Genomic DNA, 21,628 nt, shown 5'->3' on the forward strand with positions numbered 1-21,628 from the left:
ATATGACTTTAATCGTTATAATTTTTAATGATTATATGGTTATGGAGTAAAATAATTGGTTATAACTAATAAGAATTTATATCTTAGTTTAGAAATGACTTTATTATCTTCACTGTATTTCAGTTTCTTTGTGGAAAAAGATACTTACGTTAAATGTTTTTTATTTTTTTAATTCTTCATGGATGAAGTCGGATAATGGATGAAATAACTTTGAATTAGGTATTTTATATAAGGGATATAATTGATTTTTATCATTAAGACTTTTTCTGTTAAAATATTAGGAAACTTTAACTGTTTTGTGGGAAATTGAATATTCAAAGCAACCGCTGTATTCATCAAATGCCGTGGTTTTATGCTTAACTTCAGCTATAAATTAAAGGATTATTTATGGGGAAATCATCAAATAGAAGTACTGAGTACTTTTTTACTGGAAAATACTACGACGATAATGATGGTAATAATATTACTGCTATTGGTGTTGGTGGCGACGTTTATGCTTATGGTGGGGATGACAATGTTACCATTGGTTCATTTAAGGTTGATGTATACCATACAGAGGGTGAACTTTCGGTAAAAGGCGCATCAGGTTATGCAGGTATTTGTAAAACGGGAAATGGTGGTCTGTCATTTGCCGGTGCGTCGGGCGCTGCTTTCATTGATCATAATGGTGAAACGGGGGATTTATATTATTCGGGGGCTGCTGGCTATAACAAACTGGTTCGTAAAGGTTTGTCTGGTGACACCAGTTTTAAGGGGGCTGGTGGATATAATGAGTTATGGCATGAAACTGACCGGGGCAATTTGTATTTTATCGGAGCAGGGGCAGCTAATGATATTGATCGTACCTGGTTTAACCGTTATCAGGGGACTCAGGGTGATGTGACATTTAATGGCGCGGGTGCGGCAAACAGTATCAACTCGTGGATGGAAAGTGGTGATATCACTTTCCATGGTGCCGGCGCGGATAATCATATCGTGCGGAAAGGCAGAGAAGGCAACATTATCTTACGTGGCGCAGGAGCATCAAACCGCATTGAGCGTATACGCCACAGTGAAGATGTGTATGAACAGACTCGCGGTGATATCACGTTTGAAGGCGCCGGTGGCTATAACAAACTCTATTCCGATATTGCCCATAGTAATATTAATTTCTCTGGTGCAGGGGCTTATAATAAAATTACCCGGACGGGGGCGGAAAATGAAATAGAGTTTGCTCAAGCCAAAGATATTGTCATGACATCGGCAACAATGGAGGGACGTTGGATTGAGCAGCCTCAGCAAGTTAATGCGATTAAATCCACTATAGAGCCTGACACTTATCTGTTTGCATTTGCCAATGATGTTAATACCAAAGTTATTACCGTGCGGCTTCAGAATAATCCTGAAACTGGTAAGCTCCGTTATTACGCGACCGCCTGGTATAAAACAGGAGATCATCTTAAGAATCTCGCTGCGGAAAATATTTCCGTAAGCAATGGATTTGTGCCGATTGAAAATGAAGGCGCTATTAGTCTTGCTAATATCAATCTTGTACATCGACAAACAACCACAATATATGGCATTGAGGAAGATCTATTGCCAAATAAATGGGAGATTTATTCTGACGATACCAATATTAAAGCGGAAAATGTCACACTGGGTGATGCCAAAATGGGAGGATACGCAATCTCTTCGGATGATTCTAAAATTGATGTATCCGCGGTTAAATCAAACACTCTGCCGAATACTTATGTGTATGCCGCCTTTTTGCAACCCTATACCAAAGTGGTTGAAATTAAACTGGCAAATGATTATGAAACAGGGAAACTGAAATATATTGCAAAAGCTTGGTATAAAAAGGGTGACCATACTGGTCATTTAGCGAATGAAATATTTTCCTATCCTCATGGCTATAGATCAATCGGAGCGGGTTATACATTAAGTCATCTTCACTATGATTTAAATGTTGATCACAGTACTCCTGATCGTTTAGCTCGTCTTGAAGTTTATTCTGAGCAAGATGTTACCAAATCATCAATAACCAGTGGTGATAGCTCTGGTGATATTTATTTTAGCGGTGCGGGTGGTGGAAATGTTATTACCTCCAGCGTGACGCACGGTGATGTTAATTTCAGCGGTGCGGGGGCGGCTAACGTTATTTTGCACAGATCGAAATTCGGTAATACGCATTTTGAAGGTGCTGGCGCCGCCAATGTTATTGTGAAAAGCGGTGAAGAGGGCGATCTGACATTTCGTGGGGCAGGTTTGGCAAATGTCTTTGTTCATCAAAGCCAGCGGGGAGAAATGGATGTTTATGCTGGCGGTGCGGTAAATGTTCTTGTTCGGGTTGGTGATGGGCGATATCTGGCTCATCTTCTGGCTTATGGCAATATCTCGATCCACAAAGGCAATGGTGACAGCCGAATACTGATGTTGGGGGGATATAACACTCATACCCAAATAGGTCATGGCAATGCGAACTGGTCAGGGGCGGGCGGTTTTAACGTCATCACCCAAGCAGGAAAAGGCGATATCTCCTCGGTATTTTTGGGTGGCGCTAACGTGCTGACTAAACTCGGTGCTGGTGATCTGGTTGCCGGTATGCTCGGCGGCGCTAACATTATCACTCATCTCAGTGATGAAATTGAAACATCAGACACCACGGCGATAGCACTGGGTGGAGCCAATATCCTCACCAAAAAAGGGTCGGGTAATACACTGGCGGTAATGAGTGGCGGTACAAACGTACTGACTCACATTGGTGACGGCAACACGACGGGGGTTATGCTGGGGGGCGCCAATATCTTGACCAAAGTAGGCGACGGCAATACCACCGGTACTATGCTTGGGGTGGGTAACGTGTTTACCCATGTCGGTGACGATCAGACATTGGGTGTCATGGGAGCCGCCGGCAACATCTTCACTAAAGTTGGGGATGGTACTGCGATTGCGGCTATGCTTGGTGCGGGGAACATTTTTACTCATATTGGCAACGGTGACGCATGGGCGTTGATAGGTGGCGTCGCAAACATCTTTACTAAAGTGGGTGATGGCAACGCGTTAGCACTGATGATAGCTGCCGGCAATGTGTTTACCCATATTGGTGATGGTATGAGCGTTGCCTTGATGCTGGCAAAAGGCAATATCGCCACCAAAGTGGGTAATGGCATGGCTCTGTCAGCGATGATTGGTAAGGCTAATATCTTTACCCATGTGGGTGATGGCAATACCTTTGTTGCCATGATCGGTGGTGCTAATGTGTTGACAAAAGTTGGTGATGATCTGACGGCTGCCTTGATGGTGGGTAAAGCCAATATTTACTCTCATGTGGGTGATGGCACCAGTATTGGCTTGTTTGCTGGTGAGCTGAATGTCATGACTAAGGTCGGTGATGGTACAACGCTGGCGGCAATGTTTGGCCGGGCTAATATCATGACTCATGCCGGCAATGGATTAACCGGTGTTTTGGCGCTGGGAGAGGCCAATATTGTCACCAAAGTGGGTGATGATTTTATGGGGGTTGTCGCTGCGGCGAAAGCTAACGTCATCACTCATGTCGGCAACTCGACAACCGCGGCTGTACTGCTTGGCAAAGGCAATATGCTGACCAAAGTGGGAGAAGGTAGGACGGTTGGCTTACTTATTTCCGATGTGGGTAATGTCATGACGCACATTGGTGATGGTACAACCGTGGGTTTCGCCAAAGGTAAAGCCAATATCATCACTAAAGTGGGGAACGGAACTGGGGTGAACGCCGTTTGGGGTGAAGCCAATATCCTGACTCAGGTGGGTGATGGTGATCGTTACAACTTTGCGAAAGGTAAAGCGAACATCATTGCTAAAGTGGGGGATAAGCAGGAAGTCACGGTCGTTCAGGGTGATGCCAATATTATCACCCATATCGGTAACGGTGATGACTACACGGGAGCCTGGGGTAAAGCTAACGTTATCACCCGGGTTGGCGATGGACGTAATGTGGTGCTGGCTAAAGCCGATGCAAACATAGTAACTCAGATTGGTCAGGGTGACAGTTTTAATGCGTTGTGGAGTAAAGGAAATGTCGTCACCAAAGTGGGTGATGGTATACAGGTGACTGCTGCGAAAGGCGAAGCCAATATCACGACCACGGTGGGGAATGGTTTAAATGTGACTGCCACGCATGGCGACCTGAATGTGAATACCAAAGTGGGTGACGGTGTTTCAGTTAACGTGGTGTGGGGTGAATATAACGCTAACACCAAAGTCGGAAACGGTCTTAATGTGGCGGTCATGAAAGGTAAAGGCAACGCTAATCTTCATATTGGTGATGGTCTGGGTATCAACGCCTGTTATGCCCGCAATAATGTGGCGATTAAGATTGGTAACGGTGATTTTTACAGTTTTTCTGTTGCAGAAAGCAACAAACTCGCTTCCCTCTTTGAGAATATCAAACAGACTGCGTTAGGTGTGGGAGGCAGTCAGGCGATCAACTATCTGGTTCAGGGGGATGAAGCTAACACGTCTGGGGCACATAAAGGCAGAGGTGCCATTAACTTAGTGGAAGTTTCTGCTATCGATGGTTTTCAGATGGATGAAATTTCGCCGGTAGATTCAGATTTAAGCCGTTGTCTCAGTGGTTCTATAACCGCAGTAGAAAGGCCTGATATTGATTCAATAGAAAGCGCCTTGAGTCAAAAAACAAGATCGGTGCCAAGCCAGAATGAAAACCTGATCGTTAATGGTAACTTTGAGCAAGGTGGTTTGGGTTGGCAGTCAACCAATGGTATTGAGGCATACGGTTCAGCGAGTACTTATGGTCTTGATAATGCCGATTATGGTGAACGAGTCAGTGAGCTTGATGTTGATAAAAACACCATTATTTCGCAGGAATTGCAAAACCTGTCTGAAGGTGAAGTGATTTCACTGAGTTTTGATTTTGCGAATCGTTCAAATATAACGAATCGTGATCTTAGTGACAATGGAATAACGGTGCTATGGAATGGTCAGCCTGTATTCTCAGCTTCTGGGGAACGAGCTATATGGCATACCCAAAAACTCGATTTAATGGCAAAAGCGGGTACTAACCGAATTGAATTTAAGGGTACAGGCCAGGATGATGGATTAGGCTATATCTTAGACAATGTCGTTGCGAAATTTAAACACTCACAACAAACCGATGTTGTTACCGAACAGGCGAAACAGGATAAAGCGGCGCAAAATGCGTTAAACGATAAAGAAAAAGCCGAAAAAGATCGTCAACTGCTGGAGCAGGAAAAAGATAAGCAACTGGCCGCTATTGCGAAATCGCAATCCCAATTGGAATTAACGGATCAGGAAGCGCTTAACCGAAGTGGGCTGACGCAGCGTGATGCGATAAAAGCAGAAGCACAGGCGGAGACTGACGAACTGATTTCTATGGCTCAAGGGCTGAAGGCGCTTGGTGATTATGCGAACTACAATGGTGAATCAGGTGACCCGTGGCGCAATCAATTTGCTAGCGGATATTTGGACAGTGTTCAAGGTGAATTGAATTACACCAAATTTATTGCACAGAGAAGATTAACAACTATTCAACAGTATGTTACTGATAACCAAAAACAAATAGAAAAATCGGTTGCGAAGTCAGAAACAGGTGTAGCAAAAAGTGAACAGCATTGTGCCAATGCGAAACAAGATATTACGGACGCCAAGAAAAAAGCAGAATTAAGAAAAGAAGAGGCGTTATCGCAGCAACAGCGGGCCGGAAAAGCTGGAATTGACGCTAATATTGCATATCAGAACGCGAAAAATCGGGGGACGCGTGATACTGCGGCGGCTGAAAGTAAAGTTGTTCAAGCACAAGCAGATGCCAAACAGGCCAGGCAGAACGATTCCAAACCTGCTCGTACAGGTGTTGGTGGTAGTGGTTTATCTGGCAAAGCTTATGAATCAACAGGGGACGGGGAAACCGGTAGCCATATAGATCCTGAATCTATACCGGTAGTTAAAGGCAAATTTTACAAAAGCTTAACTAAAGAAGCGCTACAAGCGCTGGCTGGCGCTAAACAAGCGATTAATCGTCTACAGATAAATGCAAGCGTTCGCACAGCAAAGACAGGCGTTTTGGATACTTCAACGTTCGCTAAAGCACAATCTGACAACATGGTGACTCCAACCTTAAACAGCTCAGGTGAGTTTGTCAGAAGAGTCCTAAAAATTTCAGGCGTTGATTTGGCATCGTTGGGGAATGACATGCAGGGGGAGCAGCATAATTCGGTTATATTTGAAAAGCTAAAATTTAATTTATTGAAGGAAGGAAACAAGCTGTTTATCAATTCCGATGAGGGAACATTAGGCCGGAAAAGACAGCTTAGTAAGTCGCTGATCGCCGTACGTGAGATTTTCAACAAAAAAATGATGCCCCATTTTGATGAAGAGCATGTATTGCAGTTTGAACAGGCACTTTCTTATTGGCAACAGCGTAACCCAGTAGAGTTTACCCAGCGTAGCAGTCAAGTGGACTTAGTACGCTTTAAGATGGGTCGGATGATGGAGCACTTGCAGGCTCAGAGGGCCGAATCAGTTGGGATCCTTGGGATTACGGTGGCGCCTCAACATGTTGAACGACTTAATTCGCAGATAATACTTGATGGTATTGGACGTGTTGTGGGCCTGAAAGAGGGTGGTGTAACACAAGAAGAAATTGATCGCCTTATTGAATGGCAAATGACACCGTTGACCCGAAAGAATTCAGCCGCAGAACGGGAAGCACCCAGAACCGAAAGTGAAAGCCTCATTGCTTTCATGAGCCGATTGGAAGAAGCAGATATCCCGGAAGCAACGCCTTTGGTTGAACGGGCCAGGAAACTCTGGCTCTCCGGGCAGGTGACATCCAAAAAAACCATCAGGTTATTTAATGACGCCGCCCCCCAGTTACAGGCATACCCAGAGTTACATGCTTTGGTGTGCTCATTACAGATTGATGCCCACAGAAAAAAGGCAACCACTCAATATATTGATAACTTATTTGGCCGCCGTTTTGATTCAGAGTTGGCCCATGAGTTGGTGAAAACCGTGTCACCGGATGCGATAGCGGCAGCCAGGAGGACAGGTCAATTCCTGGTGCAGGAGTTTGAACAATGGATGCGGGATACTTCTGTTGCGCCCGTGCGTGATATTGCTATCAGAATGCAAGCCTTTGCCAATGTCATTCAAAAGGATATTCGCCCTTGGTTCAGCCGGGTGCCTGAATTGACTACATTCCTGCAACAACCGACCTTTGATAACTTTAAAACCATGATGACCAAGGTGGATAACGGCTTTGAAATGATCAAAATACCGTTTCTGGCGGTAAAAATGTCGAACGTGGATGGCATGGGGTTGAGTTCATCTCAATGGAAAGCGGAAGGGGACATTTTCTATCGGGAAGAAATCTACAAGACCCGTTCGACCAGCAGTCAGTTAGCTAAATGGGCTGGTGTAACACACAAGGTGAAGATAACGGAGCAGAAAACCAATGATTACGGTACTGCGTTGCCTTACCAGCCATCGGGTGATCGGTACGAAGACTTTCTGTCTGGCAGAAAGGTTGCAGCAGGCAGAATTCTGACGCCCGGACATGAAACAGAGCTTGAACGTAACGCGTTGGCGCAAGGACATTCCGTAGTGACGGGGGCTTCTGGTTCAACCAATATCATGGTTCATCTCAATAAATATATCGCCAGTCAAGATCCGACTTTCCCGGTGGATCAGGGATATCTGAATACACTGGTGTTCCTGGTGTTTGATGGCGGTCATTCAGTTAATGAAAGTCTGGTCGTTTACAAAGCGTTACAGGCGACGGGTGATGAACGCAGGCAGGTACTGCAAAACTACACAGCCAGTTATATGGACCTGATGGATATCGCCGGAGATAAAGGGAGGCTATGGATAAGTCAGGCATTAGATAGTGCTTTTGAGAAAACTCAGCACCTCTATCGGCAATGTGATTTGGAGAAAAAACAGGGTGGTTCTCCTGTGGAAACGTTACAAGCGTTATCTGGCAAAAATAACGTTTCAGAGTCAGTGGTAATCAGGAATGATGATACTCCACCACGCGATAATGAATCTTTAAATCCGCTGACTCGGTTCTTTAACGACGAACTTTATGGTCTTAAAGAAGATCGCCGTCATATCAGTGATGAGACTCGGACGGGCTTGAAGGCGGCTGTTGATAATGGCAAATCAAGCAAAATCACCCTAAAAGGCGGGCAGGGGCGTTTAACCGGATATTATCATTTGGGTGACGTAAAACCTGGTAGTCCTTCAACAACGGCAACGAAAAAAGTGGTGCTTTTTATTCATGGTTCAGGTTTATCCGCTGAGGAGCAAGCCAGCGCTATCCAAAGTCATTACCAAAATCAAGGTATTGATATGCTTGCCATCAATATGCGTGGCTATGGTGACAGCGATGGGGGCCCAAGTGAAAAAGGACTCTACCAAGATGCCCGGACGATGTTTCGGTATTTGGTGACAGATCGCGGAATCGATCCGGGTAACATCATCATTCATGGCTATTCCATCGGTGGGCCGGTTGCGGCTGATCTTGCCCGCTATGCGGCACAAAATGATCAAGCCGTGTCCGGTTTGTTACTCGACAGGCCGATGCCGAATGTGGACGAAGCCATAACTGCGCATGAAATACCAAACCCTGGCGGTATCACAGGGGCATTGGCAAAAGTGATGAATGGGCAGTTTTCAGTAGAAAAAAACCTTAAAGGTTTGCCGATCAATACGCCAATCATGTTGTTGACTGACAGTCAAGTTTTGGGCCATGAGGGGGAAAAGTTACGTGCGAGGCTGACCTCTTCCGGTTACCACGTATCGGGTGAACAAACTTTCTATGGTCATGAAGAAAGCAGTGCTTTGATGAGTCAATATGCAGACAGAATCGTATCGACTTTCTCTGGTGTTCAAAATAAACATCATGATGTGATAGAGAACCTTGCGCAAAAGAGTGAAGCCCGTGGGAGTCGTTTTGATGGTCATATCATTATTCAAATGGAAAATGACCCGATTGTCGCGAAAGCTGTGATCAATCTGGCGGGTAAACACCCGAAGTCCAGCGTCGTTGTTAAACTTGATTCCGACGGCAAGTATCATGTCGTTTATGGCGACCCGACCAGATTATCAGGCAAATTGCGCTGGCAGATTGTCGGTCATGGCCGGGAAGAATCAGCTCAAAATAACACCCGTCTGAGTGGCTACAGTGCCGACGAACTGGCGATAAAACTAAAACAGTTCAGACAAAACTTTCGCCAGGCGGGTGAACCTGAACGAATTAGTATAGTAGGTTGCTCACTGATTAGTGATGATAAACGGGATGGTTTTGCCTATCGTTTTATTGCTGCCTTAAATGAACAAGGTATTCGCAGTGAGGTTTCTGCGCGTCGCAGTGAAGTTGCGGTTGACGCGACAGGCTGTAAATTTACCCGCGATAAAAATAATCAGTGGGTTAACAAACTGGACGATAACAAACTGGTATTGCGCTGGAATGAACAGGGTGAACTGGCGACCAGCACAGAAAAAGTGCGTCGTGGCATTGCTGAAAGTGATATTAACCTCTCCAGGGTAGGGTACAAGGACGCTGATGCCGTGAGTAGAGGGACAATTGCGGATAATGTTAATGTTTTCACTGCACCGGGGAAGCACAAAAACAGGATTGAAGTCAGCTCAAACCCTCAGTCAGATAGACCGCTAAGTTACTCTGGTAATATTCAGGTGAACGTGGGTGATGGTGAATTTACTGTGATCAACTGGGGAACCTCAAATGTGGGTGTCAAAGTCGGGATCGGTGGTTTTAAATCACTGGCCTTTGGTGACAACAATGTGATGGTTCACATCGGTGATGGTAACAGTAAGCACAGCGTCAATATCGGGGGCTATCAAGCGTTTGAAGGGGCGCAGATGTTTATCGGTAACCGCAACATCAGCTTCAATCAGGGCCGCAGTAATGACCTGATAGTGATGATGGATAAATCAATCCCAACGCCACCGTTAGTTAATCCATTTGATGGTGCTGCCCGTATTACTGGTGTATTGAAAGCCATTGCTCATTCTGGTGAAGAGCGGAATTGGTTGGCGGCGCAGAATCGGCAGTGGACGCTGTCTGGCGCAAAGAAATTTGTGCGCGATATGTCTGGTCTGGATCAAACCAGCAGTGTGGACTACGAAACGTTGGTTGATTTGGATTCGCAACATGAACGCAGTAGCCGTGGCTTAAAAAGTGACACGGAAGCTGTACTGAACAAGAAATACAACCAATGGTTAAGCCGTCACGGCAACAATATTGATACCGGCAAAATGAGCCGTGCAGATAAATTCCGTCAAGCTAATGAAAAGCTGGCCTTCAATTTTGCGGTTGGTGGTCAGGGGGCGGATATTCAGGTCACAACGGGTAGCTGGAACTTTATGTTCGGTGACCATATACAATCGATTCTGGATACCAACCTGGGCTCACTGTTTGGTTTAATGACGCAACAATACTCGACAACCGGTATGGCGCGGACAACATTTACCTATAATCTCCGGGACTTACCGCGCCAGCTTAGGAACAAACTGCTTGGCCGATTAGCAAGTGTCAATGCGGATACCACCTTAGCGGATATCTTTGGTGTGGATTACACTGCGGAGGGGCGGATTGTTTCCCGTACCAGCAAGCGTGTTGATGGCAAGGCGATGTTGCAGGAAATGCTGGAAGTGATTGGGAAGTTTAGTGGTGATCAACTACGGGTCTTCACTGATCCGGATAAATTAAGTGATGGTTTAAAACAACATGCCAATATGAATGCGGACAGTGTGGAATTATTTTTTGTGAGTCATGGGCTGAAAAAGAAAGCGCCTGATGAACATCAGGAAAAAAGATCGCCGATTGTCATTAACGGAGGGAAGACACAGGTTGATGACCAATCAGAGCGTGCATTTGGCTTTAATTCGCTGAACCTGCCTAACTTGTTTGCGACAATATTCAGTAAACATAAACAAGAAGAGATGAAATCGTTAGTCACCAACTTGAAAAAGAATCTGACAGCAGATCTGCTCAATATGGAACAGAAAACATTTGATTTCCTGCGTAATAGCGGTCATTTGCAAGGGGATAGCGATATCCATGTATCGTTGGGGAACTATAACTTCAACTGGGGCGGTGACGGTAAAGATCTTGGTGCTTATCTGGGAGACAACAACAACTTCTGGGGGGGCCGCGGTGATGACGTTTATTACTCAATTGGTACATCCAACATCTTTACGGGGGGCGAAGGTAATGATCTGGGCGTCCTGATGGGACGTGAAAACTGGATGTTTGGTGGTGATGGTGACGACACCGCGGTGGTGGCCGGACGCATTAACCATGTCTTTATGGGTGAGGGTAATGACCAGACATTTGTCTTTGGCGAAGGCGGCTTTATTGATGCTGGTAAAGGCCGGGACTACGTTGTGACTTCCGGTAACTACAACCGGGTGGATACTGGGGAAGATCAGGATTACGCCGTGACCATCGGCAATAACAACCGGGTTGAATTGGCTGAGGGTAATGACTTTGCCAGAGTGTTTGGTAATGGCAACCGCATTGATGGCAACGCAGGTAACGATGTGATTAAGCTGATGGGCTACCATGCAGTGATTAATGGTGGAGAAGGTGATGATCACCTGATAGCGTCCGCCATTTCGAAATTCAGCCAGTTTGATGGTGGTACGGGGTTGGATTTGCTGGTACTGGGGGGGTATCAAAACAGTTTCCTGGGGGGCGCGGGCGTAGACAGCTTTGTGGTCAGTAGTAAGGTGATAGAGAGTCAGATTAATGATATCAGCGCAGAAGATATGATTGTCTTTAACGATGTTGACTGGCAAAGCTTGTGGTTCCAGCGCAGTGGATATGATTTGGTGTTATCAGTGAATCGTCATACTCAGGATGGAACTGAGCAGGGCATATTTGAGTCAGTGGGTTCCGTCACCTTTAATGATTACTTTAATGGCAATCGTGCCAAATTGGTGACTCAGATGGGGCGTAAAGACGGATCAGGAGAGCGTGAATTTACTGCGCTTTCAGACAACGCGGTTGATTCCTTGATCCAGGCCATGAGCAGTTTTTCCCCGACAGTCGGTGATAATGGTTTTATTGAAAACCTGGACAGTAAAGCGAAAGCGGCTATTACAACGGCGTGGACAGATACCACAATGGGAAAAGGAAAATTTGCCTGATTGATTTGCTAATAAGTAAGTAAAAAGTTGTTGTAAAAGTAAATAGCATACTTAAGGAACAATCATCTTGTTGAAACAACAGAAATAAGTTGTTATTGAGTATGCTATTGAATTTCCCGTTCTTGGTCACTGTCGTGTCTGCATTGAGTGCATTCAGTTTATTTTTGCCGGTGAGCCAGTGATCATTCGCCATAAGTCATTTGGTAAGGCGGTACTCATTTCGGAGGCTGAATATCGTGAGTTTGCGGCCAATAAATTAAAGCAGGACGTAACGGCAATATTTGACGAATTTGATGCTGAACTTAGGGAATTGAGCGACTGATGATTTTCCATATTTCTCTTGATGAGATTTGCTATATCAGAGAGGAGTTAATTGATCGATACGGTGGCCTGCATGGTGTTGTGGATATTGGTCGAGTTGATGCTGTTTTGTATCTAAAAAAACGGTGTTATTGTTCAAAGAGCGCCGGAACTGGTGGAACTAACAGTATTAGCGGCAACTGGTGATGATGTGAAAGATAATATTGCTAAATGTTTCTTCCAAAATAGAATGAATAATTGTCTTTTGCAATGGGTTGTCTATTTTTCTTCACTGGGTAATTAACAAAGAGTTGATATTGATGACTCAGTGAGGAAGTAATGAATACGGCTTTTTCCGTTATTGAGCCAGTCAGTCTACGTGCTGAAATTACAGAAATCATCTATTGTGAATAACTAAATAAAGTGTTAATAAAATTTACGCAGATTACGTCAAGACGGTCACCGAATTCAAATAGAAACACGCAAAGCATATATTGTCAGCCCAAATACACCTGATTGATATCCTGACACTTCTGGGGTTTTAGATTTCCCCCGTATTAGGCAAAAACTTACGAAGATTTTTATTAATTCCATGCATTGATAGCGATTAATTAGCTATTTTATGTGATGAGTATCACATTTTTATCATGTTAATATGATAAATATCGTGATCTTATGGTCATAAAATACAAAGGGCGAAATGTTCTGTTATTCATTCCCACTCGACTCAACGGGAAGTTGTTTATTGTTCTCCCAAACGCCACGTATTAAGTGACTTGTGTTTTCCGCTTGCATTTTTTACTACGGAATAGGCTGGCACTGTCTTTGTATTCAGCGCCATCAGATTGAAACACCGGCTCGGTAATATGAAGAAGCGTTTTGCTGCGCGATTAAAAAAACAGAACGTGATTATTCGCTTAATGGCCGCTGTCGTCATTACCCCGTTTCAGAATGATGGTTCAATTATGTAAGGTTTCAAATATGGATGGATTAGTTTTCACCTGCCAAATTGGCGCACTGTCCCAAACAACCTTTCAGGTATCGCAATTTACCTTGCAGGAAGAGCTGTCACAGCTTTATAACCTGACATTAACCGTAGTGAGTCCGCGTGATGATATTCCCTTGAATGACCAGCTGGGGAACAGTGCATCACTGACTATTATCCGTAATGGCGTTACTGAACGTACCATTAATGGTTTGATAGCCGGTGTCGAACAGGGTAATACTGATGGCCGTCAAACTTTTTATGGCCCTATAAAGCAGAAGTGGTGTTTGCTATCAGAGAAGAGGCGGTACCTTTACCCATGCTGGCCCCCTTGCCGTCCGGTTCACCTCCTGATGATGCCTTACCCGCTCCCCCTCCTCCCGAAGAGGGCGTACCGGGGACTATTCCACAACTTCTGACCAAAAATCCCCCGCTTGTCAGTACCTCTCCGTGGTCTTTCTTACCCAGCTATGAAGACTGGGTTATTCTCGGACAGGAAGTGGCTGGCCTGACAGAGCAGGGGTTAGATTACATCCGCGACAGTACCCGTGAACTCCTTGCTCAGTTTGGGGGCTGGTTCAGTGAAACCGGCAAGTGGGTGTGTATCGGTTGCTTGTAAAGGCGACCCGGTATTTTGTCCCGCCTGTAAACAAACCGGGGCGATTGCGGAAGGCTCCAGCTTATTCAATATACAGGGAATACCTGTTGCACTGGAGGGACACCGGGTTAATTGTGGTTGTTCGACTGGAGCCTGTCGATTAAAGGTACGGTCATAAATATCACATTCCAAGGCCCTTAATTGAAATACCCATAAAACCAGAGCAGGTTTCAAACTGTGATTAAAAGCTATTGTTTTAATTTATAGTTTTAATCTCTATAACATTTTCACCGTTGTTTTTACCGCTTTTAACACCTGCTTTTTGTGAAGTTTAATCATCATTAGCTATCGTGTTTTACGTTTAACAAATGCTAATCATATCCACTTTTTATCTTTACTGACGCTGTTTTATCCGCAGTTTTAATAAGTCACCCCCCTTTATTTTGTCTTCATAAATCAGCAAATAAATAACCTGATAATATAAAAATACCCCTTTCTATTTTTCCGATAATCACCTCCTTTTTCAGGGCTTAAATCCTGCCAGATTAACCGTTTTATCCCTTTTTCATTGCATTATTTTTAGGGTTTTATTCATAAAATAACCGGCGAGAAAGCGTTTTAATCCCCGGTTATTCGGGTAATATTCTTCTCCATGCGGATTTCTTTTCAACTCGCTTTTAATGGTTAATGATTTTCGATTAAATGTAGTTAACTCTCCTGTTGGAAATTTTATTAATTTAAATCCTCCTTTGATATAAAAACTTTAATCAACAAAGATAAAAAGCAGTGATTAAGGATTTTTTAAAGCGGGTAAAAAATTCAATATTATACTGACACAGGAAGAGAAAATATCATGAAAAACAGGTTTTAAATTGATTAATAAGGTGACAAAGTTAACTATCGTCTGTATCTTCCTCCTTTCCCGATCCTCAAGTCTATTCCTTTGAGAATAAACTGCTTGATTTTCCCATTGGTATTCTCATTTTACCCCCGCTTATGACCAGCGCTTTGTTATTCATTTACCGTTTTGGTTGGAAACCGAAATTACCGCCATCCATTTTTATGCTATATAGAATTTAAAAATACATTTGAATAAGTAATTAATCATATGATTTTATTTTCTGAAATAATAATCAACTAATTTAATTTTAATATGTAATTGATTTTTATATTGATTACATTTTCGTATTATTACGAAGCAATATATGTAAAAAATTAGTATTAATTTTAAATTATTTACCATCGGTGTTAAATATAATTATACTTTACATTAGTTGTGTAATTTGATTATTATAAAATAATATGTAGTAAAGCCGGTTTATGTTTTATATGGGAAAATATACATAACTTTATTGTAACATTATGATAAATAGTATTTTTGTTGGGTTTATCTTGTTTCTTGTTTCTTGTTTCTTGTTTCTTGTTTCTTGTTTCTTGGTTATTGGAGGCTATTGATATTTATAAACACCTAATTTTATCTGAAATAATTTCAATCAGATATTAATACTAAACGGACAAAATACAGCAAGGACTTAGCGCTCGTGCCAGTAGATATATTCAATAGATCTATTTTTATTTAGTTATGGAATTCAGCGTCGGCCAATAAAAAATTGACGTAAATCAAAGGCGCTTATCTAAAAAACAGGAAAAAATGGAATGCCTTATTTCGGTTCATCTGATGAACCATTTATTCCGTTGTCAGGAAAATTATCGTCGCAAAATTGTTAATTATGCGGATGTTAACCGGGCTATTACATCCAACAGCTGAGAGAAAGTATTGCTGGAGTATCTTTTGATGCCTGATGTGCTCGTTGTTATTTTTCCGAAAAGTAAAAGAAAAACATTTTTGATGGTTGTTGGAAATAACAGTTTTCAAATATCCAATAGATTCGTTGAGGTAGTAAGCAGATGAAAGACAGTATTACCAGAAAGGAAAATACCCTTCAAGCGGGGTTAGTGAGTGTGTCGTCAGAAAAGGTGAGTGATGGCATATTTGCGCGAAAGTTTAATGGGTTATCTGAGGCTGAACGCACATTGTTGCTGGAAACCTGGAACGCCACAGAAACCCCGTATCCTGACCATTTATGTATTCATCAGTTGTTTGAACAACAGGCAGAGAAAACCCCAGCAGCCACGGCGTTAATCTCCAAGGATCAGATCCTGAGTTATGCGGAACTGAATGCCCGCGCTAACCGGCTGGCCTGTCAACTGATTGAACAGGGTGTGTACCCGGATGACCACGTGGCGATTCTGTTAGAACGTTCGGTTGAACTGGTAGTGGCTCAGTTGGCTATCCTTAAGGCCGGTGCGGTTTATGTCCCTGTCGATCCCAACGTACCGAATGAGCGGAAAAGCTGGCTGATAAACGATTGTGCTGCCAAATTACTGCTTACTGATATGCAGACGGAAACCCCGGCTGACTTAGTTGTTCCGCGGCTCCGTCTTACCCCCGAGACAGAACCGATCCGGGAAGAAGAGCGTTGCAATCTTGATTTATTGGGTTCCAGTACCGGGCCGGCGTATATCATGTACACCTCCGGTTCGACGGGGACACCCAAAGGGGTCATCGTGCCTCATCGGGCTGTTGTCCGGATGGTCATCAATAATGGCTATGCTGACATCAAACCCAATGACCGGATTGCCTTCGCCGCTAACCCGGCTTTCGATGCCAGCACCTTCGAAGTTTGGGCACCGTTGCTCAACGGTGCTGCGCTGGTGGTTATTGATCATACTACGTTGCTGACGCCGCTGGATTTTATCCGGGCGTTACAGGCGCATCGTATTACGGTTCTGTTGCTGAGTGTCGGGCTGTTTAACCGGCTGGTGGCGGAGCTGTCCCCGGTGTTGCCGCAACTTAAAATGCTGCTGGTTGGGGGAGATGTCCTCGATCCGCATGTTATTGCTCAAGTGCTGCGTAAGAACCCGCCACAACAGTTGTTAAATGCCTACGGTCCGAGTGAAGGAACTACGTTGACCACGACCTACCGTATTGACGTGTTAACGTCGGGGACGACTTCTATTCCTATTGGTCGACCCATTGCCAACACCCGGATTTATTTGCTGGATGCCGACGGCCAGCCGGTACCATTGGGGATGACCGGTGAGATTTATGTTGGGGGCGACGGAGTGGCCTGCGGTTATCTCAATCGCCCTGAACTGACCACTGAACGCTTTCTCACAGATCCATTTAGCGATAAACCGAATGCGCGGATGTACCGAACCGGAGATTTGGCCCGCTATCTGCCGGACGGTAATCTGGAATTCCTGGGCCGTAACGACCAGCAGGTGAAAATCCGCGGTTTCCGGATTGAACCGGGGGAAATTGAGGCCCGGCTGGTGGAATATCCGGCGATACGTGAAGCTGTGGTGCAGGCGTTAGGAGAGGGGCAGGACAAACAACTGGTTGCCTATGTGCTGACCCAAGAGAATGACGGATTGGCTACCCGCTTGCGTGAACACCTGAGTGCACGGTTGCCAGATTATATGGTACCGGTGGCTTTTGTGCGTCTGGATGAATTCCCATTGACGCCAAATGGCAAACTGGATCGCCGAGCGTTGCCGGCACCGGGGGAGGACGCCTTCGCCTGTCAGGTCTATGCAGCGCCGCTAGGAGAGATGGAGATTGTTCTGGCGACCCTTTGGCGCGAATTACTGGGTATTGAGCGAATTAGCCGGCATGACAGCTTTTTTGCACTGGGTGGTCATTCTCTGCTCGGCGTAAGGATGATTGAACGCCTGCGCAGCCTGGGATTGACACTGGCCGCCCGTAACCTGTTCCAGTGCCCGGTGCTGTCAGAATTGGCCCAGACATTGGAGCAACATCAGGTTGTCGTGGTGCCGCCCAATATCATCACATTAGCGACCACGGCGTTGACGCCAGAGATGTTGCCACTGATTGATCTGACCCAGCCTGAGATTGACTACATTGTTGAACAGGTGCCGGGCGGGATTGCCAATATTCAGGATATCTACGCCCTATCACCGTTGCAGGACGGTATCTTGTTCCATCATCTACTGGCGGAGGAAGGTGATCCCTATCTGCTGGCCTATCCGATGATTTTTGCTGACCGGGCGCTGCTGGACCGCTATCTGGTGGCGATGCAACAGGTGGTTGATCGCCATGATATCCTGCGGACCGCATTTATCTGGCAGGGATTATCTGCACCGGCGCAGGTGGTCAGGCGTCAGGCGTCTTTATCGGTTACTGAACTGATCCTGGACCCGGCTGACGGGCCGGTTGGCGAGCAATTGGCTCACCGTTTTAACCCGCATCAGTATCGTTTTGATCTGAGTCAGGCCCCATTGTTGTGCTTTGTGGTGGCGCAGGAAACCGATGGCCGCTGGCATGTGCTGCAATTGCAGCATCACCTGATTGGCGACCATACAACAATGGAAGTGATGCACCACGAAGTGCAGGTCTGTCTTGCCGGGCAGGGCGACAACTTGCCGGTACCGGCACCTTTCCGCAATCTGGTGGCGCAGGTTCGGCTGGATGTCAATCAGGCAGAGCATACCCGCTTCTTTACCGACATGCTGGCTGACGTGGATGAGCCGACGTTGCCGTTTGGCCTGATTGAGGTGCATCGTGACGGTTCGCAGGTCACACAATCGCACCGGATGTTACCGTCGGAGCTAAATGATCGCCTTCGTCAGCAGGCAAAACGTCTGGGTGTCAGTGTGGCAACATTGTGTCATCTGGCCTGGGCGCAGGTACTGTCACGGACCAGCGGGCAGAAGAAAGTGGTGTTCGGCACTGTGCTGTTTGGGCGCATGGCGGCGGGGGAAGGGGCTGACAGCGGCATGGGGCTGTTTATCAATACCTTGCCGCTGCGGTTGAATATGGATGACACGCCGGTGCACGAGAGTGTACGGCTGGCACAGTCCCGGCTGGCCGGATTGCTGGATTTTGAACATGCGTCACTGGCGCTGGCCCAGCGTTGCAGTGGGGTAGCGGGCGGCACGCCACTGTTTAGTGCCCTGTTGAACTACCGGCATAATGAGCAGCCGCTGATCTCTCATGAGGCTGTACCGGGTATCGAATTCCTGGGCGAACAGGAGCAGACCAACTATCCGTTTGCGCTGTCGGTGGAGGATGGTGGCACAACTCTGGGGCTGACTGCCCAGGTGGTAGCGCCGTTTGAGCCGGACCGGGTATGCGGTTATATGCAACAGGCGCTGGTAAGTCTGGCAGAAGCGCTGGAGCGGGCACCAGAAACGCCGGTACGGGCACTGAACATTCTACCTGAAACGGAACGCGCGTTATTGCTGGAAACCTGGAATGCCACCGCTGCGCCATATCCTGGACAGTTGTGTGTTCATCAGTTGGTTGAACAGCAGGTGGAGAAGACCCCGGACGCCATAGCGGTAAATTATGAAAATCAGACGCTTAGTTATGCTGAACTGAATGCCCGAGCCAACCGGCTGGCGCATCAGCTTATTGCATTAGGTGTAATACCGGATCAACCGGTAGCCATTTGTGTAACACGATCACTGGAAAGAGTCGTGGGATTACTGGCGGTGTTGAAAGCAGGCGGGGCTTATGTGCCATTAGATCCGGCTTATCCGGGTGAACGTCTGACTTATCTGCTCACTGATGCCGCGCCAACTATTTTACTAGCAGATGATATTGGACGGGCAGCATTGGGTGAAGAAACACTGGCGACGCTAACCGTACTCGATCCAAAGACCCTGCCGGATCAACCGGACGGCAACCCGCAGGTCCCTGAGCTCACCTCACGGCATCTGGCGTATGTGATCTACACTTCCGGCTCCACCGGCAGACCGAAAGGGGTGATGATCGAACATCAGAGTGTGGTTAACCTGACGCTGGAACAAATTGCCCAGTTTGATGTTGGTATAACCAGCCGGATGTTGCAATTTGCCTCATTTGGTTTTGATGCCAGCGTCTGGGAAATCATGATGGCGTTGAGCAGTGGGGCTATGTTGGTTATTCCGACTGAAACAATCCGGCAAGACCCGTATCGTCTCTGGCATCACCTGGAAGAATGGCGGGTAACGCACGCCTGCCTGACACCAGCCATGTTCCACGATGGTGCCGGTTTACCGGCGATAACGATAAAGCCCACACTAATATTCGCAGGAGAAGCGCCAGCGACTGCTTTGTTTCAGACATTGTGCGGTCGAGCCAATCTATTCAACGCCTATGGCCCGACGGAAATCACTGTTTGTGCCACCACCTGGAATTGCCCGTCAGACTATACCGGGGGATTAGTTCCCATCGGCAGTCCGACGGCCAATAAGCGTCTTTATCTGCTGGACAAACATGGTCAACCAGTGCCATGGGGAGCGGTAGGTGAGTTGTATATTAGCGGTGTCGGTGTGGCGCGTGGTTATCTCAATCGCCCTGAACTGACCGCCGAACGTTTTCTCACTGATCCGTTTAGTGATGACGTTGATGCGCGGATGTATCGCAGCGGGGATTTGGCTCGTTATTTGCCGGACGGCAATCTGGTGTTTGTTGGCCGTAATGACCAGCAGGTTAAAATCCGTGGATTCCGGATTGAACCGGGTGAAATCGAAGCCCGGTTGACAGAATATCCTGCGGTGCGCGAAGCGTGGGTGCTGGCGCTGGGTGACGGGCAGGACAAACGTCTGGTCGCTTATGTCGTGGCGGAAGAAGCTAACGGATTAGCTGCCCGTTTGCGTGAACATCTGAGTGCTATTTTGCCTGATTATATGGTGCCGGCGACTTTTGTGCGTCTGGACGCCTTCCCGCTGACCCCGAATGGCAAGCGGGATCGTCAGGCATTACCGGCTCCGGGTGAAGATGCTTTTGCCCGTCAGGTTTACGAAGCACCACAAGGAGAGACAGAAACTGCACTGGCGGCTATCTGGCGTGAATTATTAGGCATTGAGCAGATCAGCCGGCATGACAACTTCTTTGCGCTGGGGGGGCATTCACTGTTGGCGGTACGGGTCATGAATCGTATCGCTGCTTTCGGTGTTGAACTGCCGCTGGTTGCCTTATTTACGTCACCGTCACTTGCGGCCTTTGCGGAGAGGATCTGCGCCCAGCGCAATGTGGAAGGGGGGAGATTGTCTGAAATTATTCCCGTCTCCCGTGAGAGTGCTTTACCGCTGTCATTCGCTCAACAGCGTCTGTGGTTTCTGGCGCAGTTTGATGGCGTCAGTGATACCTATCATATTCCGCTGGCACTGTACTTGCGTGGTCAGCTTGATATTACCGCCTGGCAACAGGCGCTGAATCGTCTGTTTGCCCGCCACGAAGCGCTGCGTTCAGTCTTTATCATGGTTGACGGTCAGCCTCAGGTTGAACTGTTACCGGCGGAGTTTGGTCTGCCGGTGAAACAATACGATCTGCGTAACGCGCTTGAAGTCGATGAGCAACTTAAGCTTCTGTGCGTACAGGAGGCGGAAACGCCGTTTGATCTTGCCCGTGGTCCCTTAATTCGTTGCGCTCTGGTACAACGAGCCGACGAGGATTACGTCTTCTTGCTGACTCAGCATCACATTGTGTCCGATGGTTGGTCTGTAGAGATCTTGAAATCAGAACTGGGCGTACTTTATTCTGCCTGCTTAAATGAACAGCC

At 46.3% G+C, this 21,628-nt stretch carries 6 protein-coding genes and 1 pseudogene; all 7 read left to right on the forward strand.

Annotation, left to right across the window (positions count from 1 at the left end):
- The first annotated feature begins 387 nt into the window (after positions 1-387).
- On the forward strand, positions 388-12,174 hold the full coding sequence (gene rtxA, locus C5470_RS13420) for an MARTX multifunctional-autoprocessing repeats-in-toxin holotoxin RtxA (RefSeq protein ID WP_166289861.1): 11,787 nt from the start codon (positions 388-390) through the stop codon (positions 12,172-12,174).
- 178 nt (positions 12,175-12,352) lie between these two features.
- On the forward strand, positions 12,353-12,496 hold the full coding sequence (locus C5470_RS13425; RefSeq protein WP_166289865.1) for a hypothetical protein: 144 nt from the start codon (positions 12,353-12,355) through the stop codon (positions 12,494-12,496).
- A complete protein-coding gene (locus tag C5470_RS13430) occupies positions 12,496-12,681 on the forward strand; it encodes a hypothetical protein (RefSeq protein ID WP_036850553.1) in 186 nt (61 codons plus the stop codon). The genes C5470_RS13425 and C5470_RS13430 overlap by 1 nt, the downstream gene beginning before the upstream one ends.
- A 774-nt stretch (positions 12,682-13,455) precedes the next feature.
- Positions 13,456-13,710, forward strand: a pseudogene (locus tag C5470_RS23700) (contractile injection system protein, VgrG/Pvc8 family); the annotation flags it as partial.
- Between the two features lie 32 nt (positions 13,711-13,742).
- Positions 13,743-14,078, forward strand: coding sequence for a hypothetical protein (locus tag C5470_RS23705; protein WP_422631076.1), 336 nt, complete (start codon positions 13,743-13,745; stop codon positions 14,076-14,078).
- Positions 14,017-14,235, forward strand: a complete 219-nt coding sequence (locus tag C5470_RS13445) for a PAAR domain-containing protein (protein ID WP_422631075.1) — start codon at positions 14,017-14,019, stop codon at positions 14,233-14,235. Before C5470_RS23705 ends, C5470_RS13445 begins: the two co-directional genes overlap by 62 nt.
- 1,730 nt (positions 14,236-15,965) lie before the next feature.
- Positions 15,966-21,628: non-ribosomal peptide synthetase (locus C5470_RS13450; protein WP_166289868.1), on the forward strand; the 5,663-nt coding region annotated here is incomplete at its 3' end.

The sequence above is a fragment of the Photorhabdus stackebrandtii genome, from assembly GCF_011189495.1.
Classification (GTDB): domain Bacteria; phylum Pseudomonadota; class Gammaproteobacteria; order Enterobacterales; family Enterobacteriaceae; genus Photorhabdus; species Photorhabdus khanii.

Bases quoted from the DNA above. Each gene is read 5' to 3' on its own strand.
- rtxA (WP_166289861.1), top strand. From the start codon at position 388: ATGGGGAAATCATCAAATAGAAGTACTGAGTACTTTTTTACTGGAAAA.
- C5470_RS13430 (WP_036850553.1), top strand. From the start codon at position 12,496: ATGATTTTCCATATTTCTCTTGATGAGATTTGCTATATCAGAGAGGAG.